Below are 18,274 nucleotides of genomic sequence, written 5' to 3'. Positions count from 1 at the left end.
GTCCGCCGTCGCCGTCACGCCGAGCACCTTCAGGTCCGGGTTGCCGCCGGCGTAATACGCGATGACGCGCCGGTAGGTGTCAGCCAGAGCGTGGTGGCAGTTGTGTACTAGGACGCCAGCGGCAAAGTAGTTGTGGTTTCCCTCAACTTCGATGTTGTAGACATGACCGTCCGGCCAGACCTCCCACCACTGCTGGTTCCAGGGGCCACACGTCCACAGCTGCACTTTGCCGCCGTCGTTGTTGCCAGTGTTGATGTCGGCGTCCAAACACTTCTGAAAGCGCACGTTGTAGAGGTGGCCGTCCGGCCAGACCTCCCATTCCTGTTGGTTCCAGGGACCGCAGGTCCACAGCTGGACGACGCCGCCGTCGTTGTTGCCAGTGTTGATGTCGGCATCCAGACACTTCTGAAAACGCGCGTTGTTGAAATGCCGCACGTCCAGCAGCGTCTTGGCGCCAGCGATCTCGGCGGACTGCGCCGAGGCCGTGCCGGTGCTGACAAGGAACAGCACCAGCGCTGTACTGAACAGAAGAGCGCGAAATCTCATCATTACCTTCCTGAATCGGGACTCATCTCCAACCTTGACAACGGTGCTGGTCCGGTCGCGGTCTGTCACGAGTAGTCGCCTACTCGATCCCGCCGCACCCAATACGCGTATGGCAGCCAGCGAGGTGGGCATGCTGGTACGAGGGCCGGCAGACGAGTGATTCTCGCGGCGCGATCCAGGCGCGGCGGCGTTGCTGGCCGGAGCGGGAGGGAGCCACGGTGCGCACATTTTGGGAACGTTTCGAGTAGTCGACTACTCGTGACGCGGCGCCGCGTGGGTTCCAGAGTCTAGGCGGGGTAGTGCTTCACACCATGGCGACGGAGCAGGGCCGTCGATGTCACGCCATCGCGCCGGTTTGCGGAACAGGGACAGAACAGAAGGAACGGGTTCCAGTGAAATACATGCTCATAGCCATCCTCCTGCTCATGGCGGCGCCCACTACCGCGGACGCGGACCCGCTGGACTGGCGGTGCACCACCGGCGACTTCAGCACGACCGTGCCGCCGTACACGACCCACTGGCGGGTCGCCACGGAGGGAACGCCGCCGACGTCGCGCATGTACTGGCTGCATGAGGACCTCGTCCTCGGGCAGTTCCGGTTCAGCTCCGCCGACACCGTCTCGTGCAGCGTCCTCGACGTCAGCCGGCCGGTGACCACCCTGACGCCGGCGGCGCTGGCCGGGCAGCCCGCCTGCACGACCCCGACCAGCATCGGGACCTACACGGATGTCGTGGGGGCGTTCATCGCCCGGCACCGACTGATCGGCGAGCGGAGAAGCGTCTGGGGCCTCTCCTCCGCCAACTTCCGGTACTGGATCGACGAGCAGCAGGTGCGGCCCGGCGTGTGGAGCCGGTCCGGTACTTCCCTCGCGCGGTGCTGACCCGATCGCGAACTTGGTCCCCTTGGTGAACTCGTCACAGGAGCGCCCATGCGTACTCGCAGGATCGCCGCGCTGCCCGCGATCGTCGCGCTGATCGCGGCCTCGGTGATCGCCCCGTCCCCCGTCACTGCGGATCCCGAGCCGCCGGCCGACTCACCGACCCTGGCCGCGCGTGCGGCCGCCGACCTCGTCGCCTCCCGGCCCGAGTGGCTGCACGTGAGCGCGGACGACGCGTACGTCCAGCATCCCGTGATCTCCTACCTCGGAGGTCTGCAGTTCGTGCCCTACGACCGGACCTACCGCGGGCTTGCGGTGGTCGGGGGCGACTTCGTGGTGGTCACCGACCTGACAGGGACGGTGGTGGCCCAGTCCAGCGCCCTCGGCACCGCGGTGAACCTGGCCGCCACGGACCCCACGGTGCCGCCGGACTCCGTGGCGGGCATCGCCGTGAGCGCGTCCCGGACGATCGCCGTGAGCGCGGTGGACCCGCCGGAACTCGTGGTCTTCGCACGCGGCGCGCCCCGGCTCGCCTGGCGCACCACCGTCACGGGCCGCAGCTCGGTCGCACCCAACTATCCGTCCCGGCCGACTGTGTTCGTGGACGCCATGACCGGCCAGGCCATCGAGGTCAGAGACCTCGTGGCGCACGGGACCGGGCTCAGCGCATGGAGCGGCACGGTGCCGCTCGCCACCACGCACACCGCGGCCGGGTACACACTGGCCGATCCGAACGTGCCCGGCCTCGACTGCCAGGTCGGCGCCACGCCGACCGCGCAGGTGACCGACGTCTTCGGCAACAACAACAAAACCGACCCGACAACCGCCTGCGTCGACGCACTGTTCGCCGCCCAGTCCCAGCGGCGGCTACTCTCGACGTGGTTGTCGCGCAACGGGTTTGACGGTTCCGGAGGCGGCTGGCCGATCCGCCTCGACCCCACCCTGCCGGACTCGTGGTTCGACGGGGACCGGGTCGTCGTCGGCCGTTCGAACGGCCTCTGGAACAGCGCCCCGGACATCGTCAGCCACGAACTCGGGCACAGCGTCGACGGCAACACCCCGACCCCGCATTTCGGGTACTCCAGCGGCCTCCAGGAGTTCATCGCGGACGCGTTCGGCGTGGCGACCGACTACTTCATCCAGCGGAGCACCCCTCTCGATCAGCTCTTCACCATTGGCGAACGACCGGGTCCGCCGGTCCGCTACCTGGCCCAGCCGTCACGGTTCGGCGCCCTCGACTGCTACCTGCCGGGAATCGAGAACGCGACCCCACATCAGGCCTCCGGTCCTGGCGACCGGTGGTTCGCCATGCTCGTCGCTTCCACGTTCGTGCCGCCGCCGGTGTCGCCGGCGAGCTGTTCGGTGACCCAGGCACCCGCCATCCCGGTGCAACTCGCCCTCGCGATCCTCTACGGCGCCATGCTGATGAAGAACTCCGCGGCCACCTACTCCTCCTACCGCACGTGGACGCTGCTGGTCGCCAAGTACCTCAGCCCGACCGACTGCACGCCGTTCTTCGTCGTGCAAGCGGCATGGAACGCGGAACGCGTGCCGCAACAGGCCGCCGAGACGTGCTCACCGGCCACTGGGCTCACCGTCACCAGTCCTGGCAACCGCACCGGGGTCACCGGCGTGGCGACCAGCGCGCCAGTCACCGCCGCCGGCGGCACCGCCCCCTACACCTGGACCGCCACCGGCCTGCCGCCAGGACTGACCATCAACGCCGCCACCGGTCTGATCTTGGGGACCCCCACCGCGGCGGGCACGTTCACGGTGACCGTGACGGTCACCAGCAGCTCCCCGCTGCCCCAGCGCCGCTCGGTGACCTTCACCTGGTCGATCAGCGACTGCGCCGGGCAGATACTGCCCAACCCCGGCTTCGAGGACGGCGCCACCGGTTGGACCGCCACCCGAGGAGTGATCATCCCGCAACGGGACCAACCACCGGCCGGCGGAACCCGGACCGCGTGGCTCGACGGCTACGGGCAACCCCACACCGACACGCTGCAGCCGGCGGCGGTCGTCCCGCCCGGCTGCAGGGCGACGCTGAGCTTCGCCCTGCACGTCGACACCGCCGAGACCACCACGGTCACCCCGTTCGACCGGCTGACCGTCACCGCCAACGGCACCGTGCTCGCGACCTACTCCAACCTGGACCACGCACCGGGGTACGTGCGCCGCACGGTGAAGGTCTCCGCACCGTCCGGCGCGTCGATCCTGTTCACCGGGACCGAGGACGCCATCCAGCAGACCTCGTTCGTGCTCGACGACGTCACGCTGACCCTGGACGGGCCGGTGTCCGGCGGCCCCTCGGCGCCGGTCCCGGCGGCACCCACCGGCACCAGAGCCGTCGCCCAGGCCACGGCGCGGGAGATCACCGGCGGCGCGGTGTCCGACCAGCCCACCGTGGTCAGGGCCGGCGACCGCACCGGCGACGGCCGCGACGACATCGGAGCGGTGTCGCCGACCGGCGACGTCCGGATCTGGCCCAGCACCGGGGACGTCACCGGCGACTTCCGGCTCTACGGTCCGCCGGCACTGGTCGACACCGGCTGGCTCTCGGCGGTGGTCAGCCGGATCCTGACGGCCGACGTCGACGGCGACGGCAAGGACGACTTCGGTGCCGTCTACCGCAACGGCGACGTGCGGTTCTGGCCGTCGACCGGCGACCTGTCCGGCGACTTCCGGGCGCGCGGGCCCGGCGTGCTGGTCGCGACAGGGTGGACCGCCACCGCCATGCCCCGGATCGTGATCGCCGACGTCAACGGCGACCGGCGCGACGACATCGGCACCGTGCTGGCCAGCGGCGAGCTGCGGTTCTGGCCCTCCACCGGCGACCTGTCCGGCGACTTCCGGCTTGTCCCGAGCTCGGTCAGCGCCGGCACCGGATGGACTCTCGCCAACGTCCCGAGGATCCTGGTCGCCGACGTCAACGGCGACGGGCGCGACGACATCGGCGCCAACTACAGCACCGGTGACGTCCGCATGTGGCTGGCGTCGGGATCCATGACCGACGCCCAGGTCCTCGGACCCGCCACGGCCGTCGTGCAGACCGCGTGGACGCAGGCCAACGTGCCGAGAATCCTGGTCGCCGACGTCAACGGCGACGGCCGGGACGACATCGCCGCGGTGCTCAGCTCCGGCCCGATCCAGGTGTCCCTGTCCACCGGCGACCTGTCCGCGGACTTCCGGCTCTACACGTCGTTCGTTCGCGGCGACACCGACCTGATCAACGGCACGACGGCCGAACGGATCATCGTGGCCGACGTCGACGGGGACGGCCGTGACGACATCGGCGCGGTCGCCGCCAACGGCGACATCACCGTCGGCCTCGCGACCGGCGCGAGCCAACCCTGGGGCCCCGTCACCGCCTGGGTGAAGACCCGCTGGACGACCGGCAACATCCTCACCACGATCTGACCGCCTCAGACGTTGCCCAGCAGCTCGGCGAAGTCGGCCCGGCGGGTGACGCCGAGCTTGGCAGCGGCACGGTAGAGGTGGCCCTCCACCGTGCGCACGGAGACCCCGAGCCGTTCCGCGATGTCCCGGTTGGACAGACCACCACCGGCGAGGCCGACGATCTCCCGCTCTCGCGCGGTGATCGGCAGAGGGCGTGCGGCGGCGCGGATCGCGGGTGTCCTGGCACCCTGGCACGCCTCGGCCAGCCGGTGCGCCCGCCCGGCGTCGGTCCTCGGTCGGGCGGCGTGATTCCAGCGGTCGTGCGCGGCAGCGGCCTGGGCAGCGGCGTCGGCGGCAGCGATCAGGTCACCCATGCGCTCCCACTCCAGCGACACCGCGTGCAGCGCGAGCCCGTCGCGCTCGGCGAGGGCGGCCGCGTGCGCGGCGGCGGTACGCGCCCGGGGGCCGTCGACGAGAACGGCCAGCTCGGCCAGCCGCGCGGCCGTGCCGTGATCGCCGAAGCGCACCGCGGTCTGCAGCGCCTGCACCTCGTAGGCCGCGAGTCCCGCCGCCCTCGCGGTCCCGGCCGCCTCCCTGGCCAGGGCGACGGCCTTGCTCAGCGCGCCCTGCGCCGCGGCCACGGTGGCCCTGGCCAGCAACACCTCGGGCTCCCGGTACACGAACCCGTGATGCCGGTTGGCCTCCATGTCGGCCAACGCCCGCCGCGCGGCGTCGGTGTCACCGGCCGTCGCCAGCGCCTGGGTCAGCCAGAGCAGGCAGTCGAACACCCGTCCGGCCGGATCGACGACGGTGAACCCGGCCAGGGCCTCCCGCAGCCAGCGCACGGCGTCCCGCAGGTGGCCCCTGGCGAGCTCGGCGTGCCCAGTCAGCGCGGCGGCGAACAGCAGCGGAACACCGGGCATCTCGGCGGCCTCGTCGCGGCAACGGGCCGCGACCGCGTCGGCCTGCGCGAGATACCCGGCGAGCCGGTAGGCCAGGAGTTCGAACTCGGCCAGGTTGAACCGCAACACCGCGGTGTCGAAGGTGTTCGCCAGCAGGTAGGCGCGGGATGCCACCGCCTCGACCTCGTCGGCGTGGCCGGTGAGGCCGAGCGCGCCGGTCAACCCCCAGCGGGCCGCGAACTCCGAGATGGGCTGTGGGCACGGCGCGTCGAGCACGACGGTGGCGGCCCGCCGTGCGTCGGCGGGTCGGGCCAGGTGACTGTCGAACACCGAGCGCAGCGCCCACAGGATCTCCCTGGCGCCGACGTTCGGGATCGCGGTGAGCGCCTCGGTCAGCAGCCGGTCACCGGTAGCCGGGTCGTTCAGCGTCAGGAACATGTTGCCGGCCCGCATCGCGGCCACCCACGCCCGCTCGACATCGGTATCAGCCAACTCCGCGAGGACCCGCAGCTCGGCCTCCGCCTCGGCACCCCACCCCTGCATGGTCAGCGACTGCGCGACGATCGCCCGCGCGGCGAACCCGGCGCCGGCCGCCACCGCGGCCAGTGCGAGCCGCACCGCGAGCGGCAGGTCCAGCAGCTGCGCCGACCGGCCCGCCGCACGTGAGAGGAGATCCGGGTCGAGGGTGAGGTCGGAGTCGAGCATCAGCGCCGCACAGCGCAGCTCGTCGTCGGCACGGCGGGCGCCGGTGTCCAGCAGGGCCGTGGCGATCCGGCCGCGCAGACCGCGGGCCCGCAACACCCCGGTCGCGGCCCGCCGAACCTCCCCGTACAGCGGGTGCGCGAGCCCCGTCGTCAAGCGCTGGCCGTCGGCCTCCACCTCCACCAGGCCGGCCGTCTCCGCCGACTCCAGCGCGGAGTTGTCCACCAGGCGGCCAAGGACGTCCACGCCGAGTGGGCCGGCAAAGGCGAGCAGGTCAACCACTTCCCGAGCCGGGTCGAGCACGGTGCCCATGCGGGACTCCACGAGTTCCACGAGCTTCGGTGACAGCGCGGGCTGACCGGACCAGCGCCACACGCCACCGAGGTCGGTAAGCCGCCCGGCGTCCCGCTCGCCCACCACGAGTTCCCGCAGGTACAACGCGTTGCCTCGGGACAGCCGCCACATCCGCGTCGCGGCGACCATCTCGACCGGCCCGCCCAACACGGCCTCCAGGAACATCCCGGTCTCGGCCCGGGTCAGCGGCGCGACCTCGAGCCGGTCCAGGTAGGCGTCCTTCCACACCGCCGTCACCGCATCCGGCGCCGGCTCCCCCGTACGCACGGTCAGCACGACCGTCGCCGCCGCGCCGACCGCCAGCTGGTGCACCAGCGTCGCCGACAGCTCGTCCAACAGGTGCGCGTCGTCCACCACCACGAGCGCCCCCTGCTGACCGGCACCGGCGAGCAGCGCGCCGCTCGCCTGCCCCAGGGCGCGGAACGGATCAGACCCCACGGACGGCAACACCGAGGCGAACGCCCCCAACGGCACCGTGCGCGCCGACTCCGAGCCCGCCACCCAGCGGGTGAGCACCCCATCGCGCCGTGCATTGGCCAACGCCGCGCGGGCGAGCCGCGTCTTCCCCACCCCCGCGGCGCCTGCCAGCACCACACCACGCCCACCGCCGGCCTGGCGAACGACCGCGTCGATAGCCTGTAACTCCGACAACCGGCCGACCAGGGGCCATCTGTCCCCCACGACATCAATCCTAAAACCCGTACACAGCAACCAAAAAGTGCTGACAGTTGCCATTCTCCCGCCGTTCGGCCGGGCGGCGGCCCCTGTTCGGCCAGCTGCCCGAACCCCTCGACGCCATCGACGACGACCGCCTCCGGCTGATCTTCACCTGCTGCCACCCCGCGCTGGAGACCCGCGTGGCACTGACGCTGCGCATGGTCGGCGATCTGACCGTGTCTGAGATCGCCCGCGCCTACCTGCGGTGGCCGAGACCACCATGGGACAACGGATCACCCGCGCGAAGGCCAAAAATCAGGTTGGCTTAGTGGTCGAATTGGAAGTTCTTCGGGGGTTGATCTCGCGGCGGTTGGAAGGTCGGTGGTGTCGTGTTGTTGTTCGTGCTGGTTGATCCGGTCGAGTAGGTCGTGGAGTTCGGTGCGGGTGAACTTCCACTGGAACGGTTTCGCGGTCGCGTCGTAGCGTTGCTCGAACGCGGCGAGCCGTTGTTCGACGTCATCCAGGTTGATTGACACCACTGATCCCAAGCCGTGCCGGACAGGTGTCACGTGCGCGAGCGACCCGCTCCGGCCTGCCACATGGATCTCGGCGGCCGCCGTGCGGGACGCTCGAACGGCGGCTGCCGGCACACCAGCGGCCGGACCGCGAGAATCCCGAGGTGCGCGCTGTACGGAGGCAGCGGACTGATCCGAAAGACGCTCGCGTTTCGGTCGGTGGTGATGTTACAGCGTGACGCCGTCGGTGTAGGTCAGGAACGGTGGGGCGGGTGGCAGTTCGCCCTCGTCGATCGGTTCGAAGATGTCGCGCAGTGGCGGTGCGCCTCTCGCCGCGAGCAGGTCGGCGCGGGTGCGTTCCTGGGGCGATGATCGTGGCACCGGGGAACCAGCCGTTCCCGGCGGTGTGGTCGGGATGGCTGTGGGTGTTGAGCAGCGTGTGGACGGAACCACCGCTGACGGTCCGGACCCTGTCGAGGAAGGCGCGGGTCCGCCGTTCCGTCAAGCACGAGTCGATCGCGACGACACCGCCCGCGCCGACGAGGAACCCGGTGTTGTTGATCATCCAGCTGCCATCGGGCTGGATGTAGGCGTAGAGCCCGCCGCCATGCGCCAGGACGTCAGCGTCGTGAAGTTCCAGCTCGAGGGTGACCGGATCGGCGTGCTCACCGACACCGGCGCATTGCTACGACCAGTTCGGCCGGCTCGGACTGCCGCAGCACGGCAGGGGTAGTCCGATGTGGACGCTCACGCCACGCGGTGGTGCGACGCGTTCGGCGAAGCCCCTTCGAGCGGGCGCGGCTGGAGCTGCCGGGACGACTAGAACCTGATCCCGCCCTCGATGTCCCCCGCCTGAACTACCTTGCCGGACACGTTTCCCGTGATCACGTTGACCACACCGCGGCGGTCGGCGGTTGCCTGCCGCCAGATGTGTCGCATCTCGAGGCCAAAGGCCGGGTTCTCCACTTCCGCGGCAGCGAGGTGTGCGGCCAAGGCCGCCACCTCGGGCGAGCCGGGAGCCGCGTCCGACGCCTTCTCGAGCGCCGCCGCGGCCTCCCCGCGACCGGTGAACCTGCGCTTCACCAACTCGTAGAGCGATGTCACGGACTTCCCGGCGAGTGCGGCGGCGATCGACATGAGAACCGGCTCAATCACGGAACTATCCCTTCATCGTGGATCGCGAGCGCGATCGCATTTCTGAGCTGGAGCGCCCGCGGCGCGTGTTCGACCGCGGTCGGCCATCGCTGGTCACCGGAAGGGCCGGGGCAGCACGTTCGCTCGGCCTCGCAGGCTGCCACCTCGTCGACCTAGGACGCCTCTGCCGGGCCTCTCCCCGACGCGAGGGTCAGCGGCCACGGTCTGCCGATGAGCGCGACAATGCGACGCCGACCACGTTCCCACTCGCGCCACCGCCGGGTCCGGCGGTCCTGCTCCCGTGTGATCCACTCCCGGCCCTCAGCGGCGACCGCTTCGAGAATGTGCAGCGCGATCGCGACACCGGACGAATCGAGCGCCATTGTGTCCAGAGCGGACTTGTCCTCGGCGGTGCTGTCGTCGATCAGCCCTTCGTAGTTGTCCACGACGACTTCGATCGTCTGGTCATTGACCAGGGCCAGCTCGAAGGTCCGGCTGATCACGAGCGCCGACTTGTCGGTCAGGTGCACGTCCCGCCCGAGGAGTACGACGTGCTGCTGGCCTTCGGCCGACTGGAAGCCCTTCTCGAGCACCCGAGCGGACGCGAGCGCGTCGTATCGGAACGACGTGCGCCGTTCGTCGTAGATCGCACCCGTCAGGAAGTTCAGGTCGACGTCGACCTCCCGGACGCCGTGCTCGGTGAGGAGGAAGACCAGCACGACGTATCTGGAGAAACGGGGTGGACCGTTGACGACCCTGGCGCGCATGGCACGTGGTTTACCGGCCGTCAGCACGACATGAGCGATGATCTCCCGGCTGTTCAGCTCGCAGCGGCGCATCGCCAGGGTCTTCAGGTGCGACTTGTCGTACTCCAGCCAGTGTGCCATCTCGGAGTCCGTCGGCCGATCCCGCAGGCGCTGCTCCCACCGGTGGAACTCGCGCTTCTCACCTTCGAAGAGCTCGTCGAGCACCTCCTGCTCCCGAGCTCTCGCACGGTGATCGCCCAGCAGGTACATGACACCCCCGCCGACAGCACAGGCCGTCAGCACCTGCGGGACAGAGAGCAGCGTGGGCAGAAAGCCCAACGCAACGGAGCTCACGAACTGCAGTACGGCGCCACTGGCCGCGACGACCGCACCAACTCCCACCGACAGGACCGTGGACGGACTCGGGCGGAGCGTCCGGCGAAAATCGGGCAGGCTCCCGGCTCGCCACTGCTCGGCGGTCTGCTTGGCGTACCACCGGATCAGCCAGTTGAGAGTGGTCACCTCCACTCGTCCAGCGCTGTACAGCCGTACCAGCCGCCAGTGCAGCGCGGCCTGGATACCCTTCGTCTTCATCGCCCATTCGCCCGTGTTCCTGATCGGCCCGCGAACGGCGAAGTAGTAGCGCACCCGTTTCCACGTCGCGGACGCGAACTTCTGCGTGGCGTTGAGCGCTATGCCGAGCTCCTCGTGCTCGTCGAACTCCGCCGGGTTCCTGCCGTGCTCGGCTTCCCGCATCCGCCTGCGGATGTAGGAGGTCAACGCTTCCGACCCGGACCATACGACGACCAGCGCGCCAACCACGAACAGCATTCGGGGCCACAGGCTTCGCCAGGACATTCCAGAGGTCCTGACGTCCAGTGTGGCGAACAGGCCGAACACGACGACGCCGAACGCTGTCACGGCCCATGCGAACGACCGTGGCTCTCCGTCCCGCAACGGGGGCGGCGTGCCGCGTCGCGGTGACGTCGGATCGGGGTGGAAGTACTTCCACGCGCGGTCTGCTCGGTTGCCCTTCGCACGTTCCGCGGCGACGGTCGCGGAGTTCAGCCGGTCGAGCTCCTCCTGCACCGCTCCGCTGAAGATCATGTCGAGGTGCCGCGTGATCTCGGCCTGCCGTTGCTGAACGAGTGCCCGGAAGTCGTCGAGTACGACCCGCAGCGCGGCGTGTCGCGGATTGGGTGCGCTGTCGGGATCGACTGCGCACTGCACCAGCTCGCCGATGACCACGATGGCCGCCCACCATTCATCGTGCGGCTCGCGCTCGGCCACACGTATGGCGTGTTCGAGCTTGTCCAGCTCGTTGGCTCCCAGTTGGTTCAACGAACGTTCACTCAGGACGGAGATGGCGTAGTAGTACGCGACCTCCGTGGAGGCATACCCCACGTTGAGCGCCTGCCTGATGAGATCCTCCGCCGGCCTCGGTACTCCGCCGTCGATGAGGTTGCGTGCCACTTGGAACTTCTTCTCGGGGGAGTCGTCGGCGGCGACTTGGTAGATGGTTTCGTGCTTGTGGAAGACTGCGTCACCTTCAACGTAACCGATCTGGGCATCAACCGTCGCGTTTCCGGTCGCGGTGTTGGTCGCCTGTGAACCGCCGGCCGGCTTGGGGTCAGGCATCACGATCCGCCCTTGCCCGTGTCCGAGCCGAACTGGACACTGCCGTGCACCACACCGATCTGCGCGACGACGTTCGCGTTGCCCGTGGCCTCGTTCTTGACGCGATAGCGCTTCTCGTCCGCCCCACCCCGGTCGGACCGTTCTCCGGTGTCCACGATTCCGGAGATGACGGCCACCGCGAACGCGGCGGCGTTGTCGGCCGCGACCTGCGGCATCCCCTGCCGGTCGGTGAACCGCTTCGTCCTGCTGGCGAAGTCGCTGATGCCGCGGATCGTGATGGAGAGCGTCGACAGGTTCAGCTGGCTCGCCTGGGCGACTCCGGCGCTTTCCATCTCGACGGCCACCGCGTCGTTGTAGTGGTCGTGCAACTGCTTCGCGACGGGTGACGCCGAAGACTCCAAAAGTACCTCGCCGGCGGCGATGGGGCAGAAATAGACCGTCGGTTTGCCCGACATCGCCGACCACCGGACATCATCCTGGTTGACATGCCGGGCCACCTGTTCGAGCTCGTGTGAGCTGTCCCAGGCACGTGGCCGAGCCTTGAACCCGTCGTCTCGGCTGCTTCCGCCGTGGTAGCCGTAAACCCGCGTCGCCACCACGACGTCACCCAGCTGGAGCCACCCGTGCAGCGCTCCGGCGATCCCGACGAACATCACGGCAGTCGGGCAGAACTCGTTGATCGCCCGCTCGGTGATGGTCGCCGCCGGCGCGTTGCCCTCGCCGATGACCGCCAGCCCGACCTGCCGGTCCGGGTGGTCCGCGAGCGACCCGACTTCGAACAGTGTGCCAGCGTTGTGCCGATGCGTTCGCACGTCGGTCAGGTGTCGTCGAACCGCTGTGAATTCTCGTTGCAGTGCGGTGAGGATCACGATCATTGGCTCGCTCCGATTTTTACGGTCCCCCATGAACCGAAGTCTCGACGGTAGACCGCGACCCTATTTCTCGTCAACATGACGGTAATGTCGATCATTGCTTGTCGTCACGTTGACGATAACCTAGACTGCACGCATGACATCCGAAGACGGCTGGACGATCCCCACGGTGGCCGTCGCAGTCGACCTGGCAATACTCACCGTCCAGTCAGGACAGCTGCAGATATTACTCGTACGTCGTGGCATCGAGCCGTTCCTCGGGACGTGGGCGTTACCCGGCGGCTTCCTGGCATCCGAGGACGAGGACATCGACACCGCGGCGGCGCGGGAGCTCGCAGAGGAGACCGGGCTGGCGGTGGAGCGCCTGCACCTGGAACAGCTGCGCACCTACGGCGCTCCTGACCGTGATCCACGGCGCCGCGTCGTCACGGTGTGCTATCTCGCGCTGGTGCCTGACCTGCCGTTACCGGCGGCAGGCGGTGACGCACAGGCGGCGGAATGGAAACCCGTCGACAAGATCCTCAGAACAAGACGACCGCTCGCTTTCGACCACAAGAAGATCGTCGGCGACGCCGTCGAGCGGGCACGGAGCAAGCTCGAATACACCAACCTGGCCACCGCATTCTGCCCACCGGTGTTCACCGTCACCGAGCTGCGGAACGTCTACGAGATCGTGTGGGGGCAGCAGTTGGACCCGCGCAACTTCCACCGCAAGGTGACCAGCGTCGAGAACTTCCTCGACCCCACGGGCGAGCAGAGCATCAAGAACGGCGGCCGCCCGGCAATGCTTTACCGGCGTGGTTCGGCGACCGTGCTGTACCCACCGATCCTCCGGGGCTGACAAGGCGCCGACACTTCACGTCGGGCGGCATGGGACGGCCCTCCCCCAGAGGCGGCGGACACGCGCAGTGCGGGGCCCGCCTCCCACTCCTCGGCCAGCACCCGCAGCGAGACGTCCGGCGCCTCGCGCCGGGCCAGGTCGAGCAGACCCGGGCCGGTGCCGCGCCGACCAGGTCCAAGGTCTGGACGGTGAAGGTGCGCCGCAGCGCGGCGAGGTCGGGGTGAGCAGCGCCGCCAGCCGGCGCACCACCGCGGCGGTCTCGTCCCGCGGCGCCTCGGCGCGAAGGGTGGCACCATCGCCTGACCTGCCCGCAGCAGCAGATCCCGCGCGGCGAAGCCGGCGGCGGCGTGGGGTCCGCGACATCGAGGACCTCGCCGCGAACCCGCGCGCCGGGGGCGGGCAGTGCGTCGAGCGCGTGGGCGACGCGGGTGTTCACCGAGGAAGACTGGACCAAAAGAGAACCGGAAGGCAACCTGGGTGATCCGGTCAGGTGTCGGCCTTTCGGGCGTCAGCAGACCCGCTCTCCGTGCCCCGCCCTGTGGCTGTGCGCTGAATGGCGACTCCGCCTGCGCGATCAGGCGCAGCACGGTGCTTCTGGCTGTCTAGCGTTCTTCTCGCGCACTCAACTGGTGCGCCTGTCGAGGGAGGGAACTCATGAGGATGACCCAGGCGGCGGCACTTGTCGCCGGTGTGGTGCTCAGCGCGGGGTTGGCGGCCGGCACGGCCAAGGCCGATACCGTCGGGCCGTACAGCTACGTCCAGCTGAGCGGCTGCACCATTGGCAGCACGCACGCGGTCCTCTGGTACAACAACGCCAACGGTCAGTGGCACGGCCAGATCACCGGCGGCCACTACAACGACATCATCTACCTGGACTACTCCGACTCGCCGCAGCTCGGGTACAACACGGACGTCAGCTCGGTGGGGCCGGGCCAGACCTCGGTCAACACCCCGGACGAGGTCGCCGGGTGGGGCAGGGTGGAGCTGTTCCCGGCCAGCGGTGGTCACTGCGTCGGTGTCTGGCACGTCGCGCCGTAGCGCCTCCGGTCCGCTCCCGTGCTCATCGGGAGCGGACCGCCGACCGTCGCAGTTCCTCGGCGGTGGCGCCGAACTCGGCGCGTAGCGCGCGGCCGAGGTGCCGGTGGTCGAGTAGCCCCCAGCGCGCGGCGATCGCTGCCGTCGTGCGTCCGGCGAGCGTGGGATCCAGCAGGTCACGGCGGATGCGGCGCAGCCGTTCGTGTCGTACCCACGCGGCGAAACCGCGTTCGTGCCGCTGGAACAACCGGTGCAGGTACCGGGGTGAGATGCCGTGCCGGCGGGCGACCGACGTGACCGACAGGTCGGGGTCGCCAAGGTTGGCCAGCACGTGGACAACGATCTGATCCAGCAGTTCGACGGTCACGTCGGTCCGTCGCGCCGGCTCGTCGGTGAGTGTGCCGGCCAGCAGCGTGGCGAGCGCATCGCCCAGCCGTGGTCGGATCGCGCCCGTCAGCTCGTCGGCGTGGTCGCCGATACCGCACAGCAGGGCCGCCAGCACCGCTCGCATCCCGTCGTCCCCGGCGAGCGGCGCGGCGATGTGGTGGCGCAACCGGTCGGCGTGGCGGCCAAGCATCGCGCGTGGCACGCTGGCGGCCACGACGTCGCACCGCTCCGTCACCCTGATCGAGTAGGGTCTGGTGGTGTCGAACACGACCAGCTGCCCCGCTCGCACGCGGCTCTGCCGCTCGCCCTGCGCCACCGTCCAGGACCCCCGCCGATGCCAGGTCACCTTCACCAGCTCGGGGTCGGTCGAGGTGATCCACTCCGCCGGCCGGCACACCTCATGCGGCTCGCTCCGCACTCTGGCGACCGCCACCCGCCCAGCCCGGACCGCGACGACGCTGGCCCAGAACGGCGCCGTGTCCGGAGCCGTCACCCGCAGCGGCACCAGGGCCGCCGACGCCGCCTGCTGCAAGTCCTGCGCCGACGCGCACTCCACCGAAAACCCGCTCACGCGCTTCCCCTCTCCACACGCAGACCAGTCGATGGACAACGCTAGGGACGCGGCGCTACACACCGCTTACCTGCGCGGGCGGTTCGAGTAGCCGCCATGAGGCGAGGGCATGGCAGGCTGCCCGCTGGCCACTGCCACACCTGCCAACAACCCATCCCGACACCCAGATCAAGCACTTGGCGGCCGCATCATCGACATCAACCCCACGCCGGCGAAGTTCGTGCGAAGCGCCCTGTCGGGACCATATCGGTCGGAAAAGCTGCCAGGCGGACCTCGACGTGAATGCAGCGCAAGCCGCCCCAGGGGCACGAACGCACACTTCGCGAACCGGGGCCGTGGATGAGTCATCGGCGGCTGGAGCCGTCTTTCACCCACTGGCCGTCGCGTCCGCGACCTCGCCATCACCGCCGAAGCCCTGTTCCGACGACCACCGTTCCCGGCCAATCGTCGACCAAGACGGGGCAGGTCATGGTCGAGCCGAGTCCGCCAGTTACACGCTTTGACGATCAGGTCGAACCGCCGTCAGATACAATGACCGCCCTGGCGGCCTCGTCGGCATCGTGATCGCGGGCGTCATCATCTCCGTGTTGCTGAACGAAGACGTGGTGGAGTGGTACCGGCGGTGAGTAGCGCCAGAGTGTCAGTAGTGTCTAATGCACGATCAGATCGGTCAGCCAGGTGCCGATGTTCACGCCGGCGCCGCTCAGCGCCAGGCCGATGAGGGCCAGGGCGACAACCACACCACCGAGGCGCCGCATGACTCCCGCGTTGTCGCCCTTGGCGCCGCCGAGCCAGAGAATTAACAGCGCTACCAGCAGAAGAAACAGCGGAATGACGTTGTCGAGAATCCAGTTTTGCAGACCGCCTGTGCCCAGCGTCGGTGGCCCGTCAGGTGTCGGTTGAGCAACTTCGAAAGCCATCGACACGGCGGCCGCGCTCGCGCGAATATACATGGGTGATCCTCATCGAGTCTGTGGCGCTTCGCTGTCGCTCAACGTACTTCGTGGCTGTTGGCTGGGAGCTGGCTCGACCCGACCGGTCGACGGACGGTAGACAAGCTGTGTCCGGGGACCTTTGTAGTCAAGGTTCTTCGGGCGACCGTAGTCACGATCACCGGCGGGTGCTGTGTTCGGCGTCATCATCGCCCTCTTTGGTGTTGCGTGGACATCGTCGTGGACATTTCGCCTGTTGGCTGCCTTGTCGTTTCCTTCGAGGATCACGGTTCGACGCCGCCGCGCGTTCGAAGTCGATGACCTGGTCGCCCCGGCAGGGCTGTTACCCGTGTGGCGGGGTTGGGCGACAGCGGGGACGGGTGGTCGTGCCTCCGGCCGTCCGGCCGTGACCGTCCTGGTTTTCTCCTTGCCGTTTGCTCTTTCGCGGACTCCGCTCCAGAACCCACCTTGTGCCGACGCGGAGTTGTGCGATGGGCGATTGGGTCGGGTCCGGCGGGTGCGCTCGGCTGTCGGGTTGGAGATGCCCACCGCGCCCATGGAGAGGTCGACCATCTGCCAGATGCGTTGCAGTGGGCGCCCAGCGCGGATGAACACCAGTGTGACGATGGCCCCGAGTAGCATTTGGACCGTGAGGGACAGGTTCATGCCAGGGCCGAAGATCAGTTGCAGGAACTTGGAGTGCACGCCGGCCAGTATCGCGAGTACGAGGACGTTGAGCACCACTGCGGCGGCCGCCTTGCCAACCCGTCGAAGGATCTCGTGGTGGACCACGGCGACCAAGCCGATGATCGGAGCGGTGAGTGTGAGAATCCGCAGGAGCAGTTGGGCCAGCAGCACGGCGAACTTGGCGAACAGTTGGAACAGTGAGTAGACGAGCGCTTGCAGGAATGACAGGAACCCGGCACCCATGCGAGATCCGTCCGTGCCGGTGAAGGTCCCGGCGGTAGGCCCGAGCTGGTAGACGAACTGCTTGTACCGCGACTTCTTCCCGTTCTCTGTCTGGTTCCTGGATTTCTCGTTGGTGCTCTGCGCCTCCTGTTCCCAGGTCCACGCCTGCGCGTCGAGCAGTGTGCGGCCGAGCTTCCGCGCCTGCTCGGTGTCCGGACTGCCGAACTCACCGCGCAACCAGTTGTCGTACACCACCTTCGTGTGCAGCTCGGTTGGCAGTGTGTCCCTGGCGTCACCCTTCTTCTCCGGCTCGACAAAGCCGTTCTGGATGCCCGTGGTGACTCCGACGATCGTGTCGTCTATCCGGCCGTAGTTGCCCACCATTACCACAGTCGACGACGCGAACCACATCCCGCAGAGCGCGAAAAGTGCTCGCTTCGACACCGAGGCCAGGTCACCGCGCCAGATATGCCGGAACATGAGTACGGCGAGAACCAGCAGGAACAAGCCGGCGAGCTTGAGGTAGATGTTGTCGAACACCTGTTGGGCGAGGTCTTTCACCTTGTTGTTCAGACGCTCGAGGATGCGACCGTCGTACAGCGCGTAGTGTAGTGAGTTCGTGACTCCCACCACGAACTTTCCCAGGTTGAACAACTGGTTTCCGGTCCAGGTGTCAATGGTCGTCATCGGGTCGGTGACCGGCTTCGGGAGAACGCAGTTGTCGTCGTACACCTGCCAGACCATGCCCGCGTAGCCGTAGTCGCGGTACACGCTGCCCTCACTCCCGTGGCCTCGTGACGGGTCGACCGCACCCACCAGACCCGCACCTGGTCGCTGTATGTCCGGCGCGTCGGTACACGCATTCCTCACGGCTCGGTCAACCGCGTCGAAGACCTTGTCGCACGCCTCGGGCAGGTAGGGCATACTGGGGATCTTGCCGAGAATATCGGTGCACGGGTTCGGTATGTCTGGAATGGAATGACGACTCTTTGCCTCGGCGGAGGTGCCCGGTGTCATGTTGAACGCGAGAATCGCCGACACCAGGATGACGGATCGAGTCCGAGCTCGTAACCGCGGCTTGCCAGCGGTTGTGCGCCGACGTCGCCTGATGCCGACCACAGCGACCAGCAACACCGTCATCAGTGTCAGCACGTACGTCTCCGCATACTTTCGATGCCTGCCAGGTGATGGTCGTTTCGTCCTCGGTCGTCGACCTACCCGAGCGGTTCGGACCGGGCCGGTTCCGCGCTGCTGAA

At 68.5% G+C, this 18,274-nt stretch carries 14 protein-coding genes and 2 pseudogenes; 5 read left to right on the top strand and 11 right to left on the bottom strand.

Going from position 1 to position 18,274, the window contains the following annotated elements:
• Positions 1 to 615: ricin-type beta-trefoil lectin domain protein (locus tag ACJ73U_RS02625; protein WP_407775868.1), on the bottom strand; the 615-nt coding region annotated here is incomplete at its 3' end.
• Between the two features lie 332 nt (positions 616 to 947).
• Between ACJ73U_RS02625 and ACJ73U_RS02620 the strand changes: the two genes are divergently transcribed.
• Positions 948 to 1,427, top strand: coding sequence for a hypothetical protein (locus ACJ73U_RS02620; protein WP_407775867.1), 480 nt, complete (start codon positions 948 to 950; stop codon positions 1,425 to 1,427).
• Between the two features lie 48 nt (positions 1,428 to 1,475).
• Complete coding sequence (locus ACJ73U_RS02615; RefSeq protein WP_407775866.1) at positions 1,476 to 4,844, top strand: FG-GAP-like repeat-containing protein; 3,369 nt, start codon at positions 1,476 to 1,478, stop codon at positions 4,842 to 4,844.
• Positions 4,845 to 4,849: 5 nt separating this feature from the next.
• Here the strand turns inward: ACJ73U_RS02615 and ACJ73U_RS02610 are convergent, their stop codons facing one another.
• Complete coding sequence (locus ACJ73U_RS02610) at positions 4,850 to 7,462, bottom strand: LuxR C-terminal-related transcriptional regulator (protein ID WP_407775865.1); 2,613 nt, start codon at positions 7,460 to 7,462, stop codon at positions 4,850 to 4,852.
• Between the two features lie 98 nt (positions 7,463 to 7,560).
• Between ACJ73U_RS02610 and ACJ73U_RS02605 the strand changes: the two are divergent.
• Positions 7,561 to 7,751 (top strand): annotated as a pseudogene (locus ACJ73U_RS02605) (sigma factor-like helix-turn-helix DNA-binding protein); the annotation flags it as partial.
• Here ACJ73U_RS02605 and ACJ73U_RS02600 read toward each other — a convergent pair.
• The 6 genes and pseudogenes from ACJ73U_RS02600 to ACJ73U_RS02575 form a co-directional block, all read right to left on the bottom strand.
• A complete protein-coding gene (locus ACJ73U_RS02600) occupies positions 7,732 to 7,974 on the bottom strand; it encodes a hypothetical protein (protein WP_407775871.1) in 243 nt (80 codons plus the stop codon). The pseudogene ACJ73U_RS02605 and the gene ACJ73U_RS02600 overlap by 20 nt on opposite strands.
• A gap of 207 nt (positions 7,975 to 8,181) precedes the next feature.
• Positions 8,182 to 8,334 carry a hypothetical protein gene (locus ACJ73U_RS02595; protein ID WP_407775870.1) on the bottom strand — a complete coding sequence of 51 codons (153 nt, stop codon included), beginning with the start codon at positions 8,332 to 8,334 and terminating at the stop codon, positions 8,182 to 8,184.
• A 16-nt stretch (positions 8,335 to 8,350) separates the two neighbouring features.
• Positions 8,351 to 8,518 (bottom strand): annotated as a pseudogene (locus ACJ73U_RS02590) (MBL fold metallo-hydrolase); the annotation flags it as partial.
• A 254-nt stretch (positions 8,519 to 8,772) separates the two neighbouring features.
• Complete coding sequence (locus tag ACJ73U_RS02585) at positions 8,773 to 9,108, bottom strand: hypothetical protein (protein WP_407775864.1); 336 nt, start codon at positions 9,106 to 9,108, stop codon at positions 8,773 to 8,775.
• Positions 9,109 to 9,260: 152 nt separating this feature from the next.
• The gene (locus ACJ73U_RS02580; RefSeq protein WP_407775863.1) at positions 9,261 to 11,471 is read right to left on the bottom strand and encodes a hypothetical protein; all 2,211 of its coding nucleotides are present in this window, start codon (positions 11,469 to 11,471) and stop codon (positions 9,261 to 9,263) included.
• Positions 11,471 to 12,346, bottom strand: a complete 876-nt coding sequence (locus tag ACJ73U_RS02575; RefSeq protein ID WP_407775862.1) for a purine phosphorylase — start codon at positions 12,344 to 12,346, stop codon at positions 11,471 to 11,473. The genes ACJ73U_RS02580 and ACJ73U_RS02575 overlap by 1 nt, the downstream gene beginning before the upstream one ends.
• Before the next feature lie 133 nt (positions 12,347 to 12,479).
• Between ACJ73U_RS02575 and ACJ73U_RS02570 the strand changes: the two genes are divergently transcribed.
• Both ACJ73U_RS02570 and ACJ73U_RS02565 read left to right on the top strand, forming a co-directional pair.
• The gene (locus ACJ73U_RS02570; protein WP_407775861.1) at positions 12,480 to 13,184 is read left to right on the top strand and encodes an NUDIX hydrolase; all 705 of its coding nucleotides are present in this window, start codon (positions 12,480 to 12,482) and stop codon (positions 13,182 to 13,184) included.
• A 654-nt stretch (positions 13,185 to 13,838) separates the two neighbouring features.
• Complete coding sequence (locus ACJ73U_RS02565) at positions 13,839 to 14,222, top strand: hypothetical protein (protein ID WP_407775860.1); 384 nt, start codon at positions 13,839 to 13,841, stop codon at positions 14,220 to 14,222.
• A 22-nt stretch (positions 14,223 to 14,244) separates the two neighbouring features.
• On the opposite strand, the gene ACJ73U_RS02560 is transcribed toward ACJ73U_RS02565, so the two are convergent.
• The 3 genes from ACJ73U_RS02560 to ACJ73U_RS02550 all read right to left on the bottom strand — a co-directional run bounded on the left by ACJ73U_RS02560 (position 14,245) and on the right by ACJ73U_RS02550 (position 18,170).
• Entirely contained in the window at positions 14,245 to 15,177 is a 933-nt protein-coding gene (locus tag ACJ73U_RS02560; protein WP_407775859.1) for a helix-turn-helix domain-containing protein, read from the bottom strand.
• Positions 15,178 to 15,827: 650 nt separating this feature from the next.
• On the bottom strand, positions 15,828 to 16,097 hold the full coding sequence (locus ACJ73U_RS02555; RefSeq protein ID WP_407775869.1) for a hypothetical protein: 270 nt from the start codon (positions 16,095 to 16,097) through the stop codon (positions 15,828 to 15,830).
• Positions 16,098 to 16,139: 42 nt separating this feature from the next.
• Positions 16,140 to 18,170, bottom strand: coding sequence for a magnesium transporter (locus tag ACJ73U_RS02550; protein WP_407775858.1), 2,031 nt, complete (start codon positions 18,168 to 18,170; stop codon positions 16,140 to 16,142).
• Positions 18,171 to 18,274 lie beyond the last annotated feature (104 nt).

Source organism: Actinophytocola sp. (assembly GCF_045807065.1).
Taxonomy (GTDB): domain Bacteria; phylum Actinomycetota; class Actinomycetes; order Mycobacteriales; family Pseudonocardiaceae; genus Actinophytocola.
Note: the sequence above shows the minus strand (reverse complement) of the source record. Positions and strands in the feature narration are given on the sequence as shown.

Excerpts from the sequence above, each read along its gene's own strand:
- ACJ73U_RS02570 (WP_407775861.1), top strand. The coding sequence starts at position 12,480 with ATGACATCCGAAGACGGCTGGACGATCCCCACGGTGGCCGTCGCAGTC.
- ACJ73U_RS02580 (WP_407775863.1), bottom strand. The coding sequence starts at position 11,471 with ATGCCTGACCCCAAGCCGGCCGGCGGTTCACAGGCGACCAACACCGCG.
- ACJ73U_RS02555 (WP_407775869.1), bottom strand. The coding sequence starts at position 16,097 with ATGGCTTTCGAAGTTGCTCAACCGACACCTGACGGGCCACCGACGCTG.
- ACJ73U_RS02615 (WP_407775866.1), top strand. The coding sequence starts at position 1,476 with ATGCGTACTCGCAGGATCGCCGCGCTGCCCGCGATCGTCGCGCTGATC.
- ACJ73U_RS02620 (WP_407775867.1), top strand. The coding sequence starts at position 948 with ATGCTCATAGCCATCCTCCTGCTCATGGCGGCGCCCACTACCGCGGAC.
- ACJ73U_RS02575 (WP_407775862.1), bottom strand. The coding sequence starts at position 12,346 with ATGATCGTGATCCTCACCGCACTGCAACGAGAATTCACAGCGGTTCGA.
- ACJ73U_RS02565 (WP_407775860.1), top strand. The coding sequence starts at position 13,839 with ATGAGGATGACCCAGGCGGCGGCACTTGTCGCCGGTGTGGTGCTCAGC.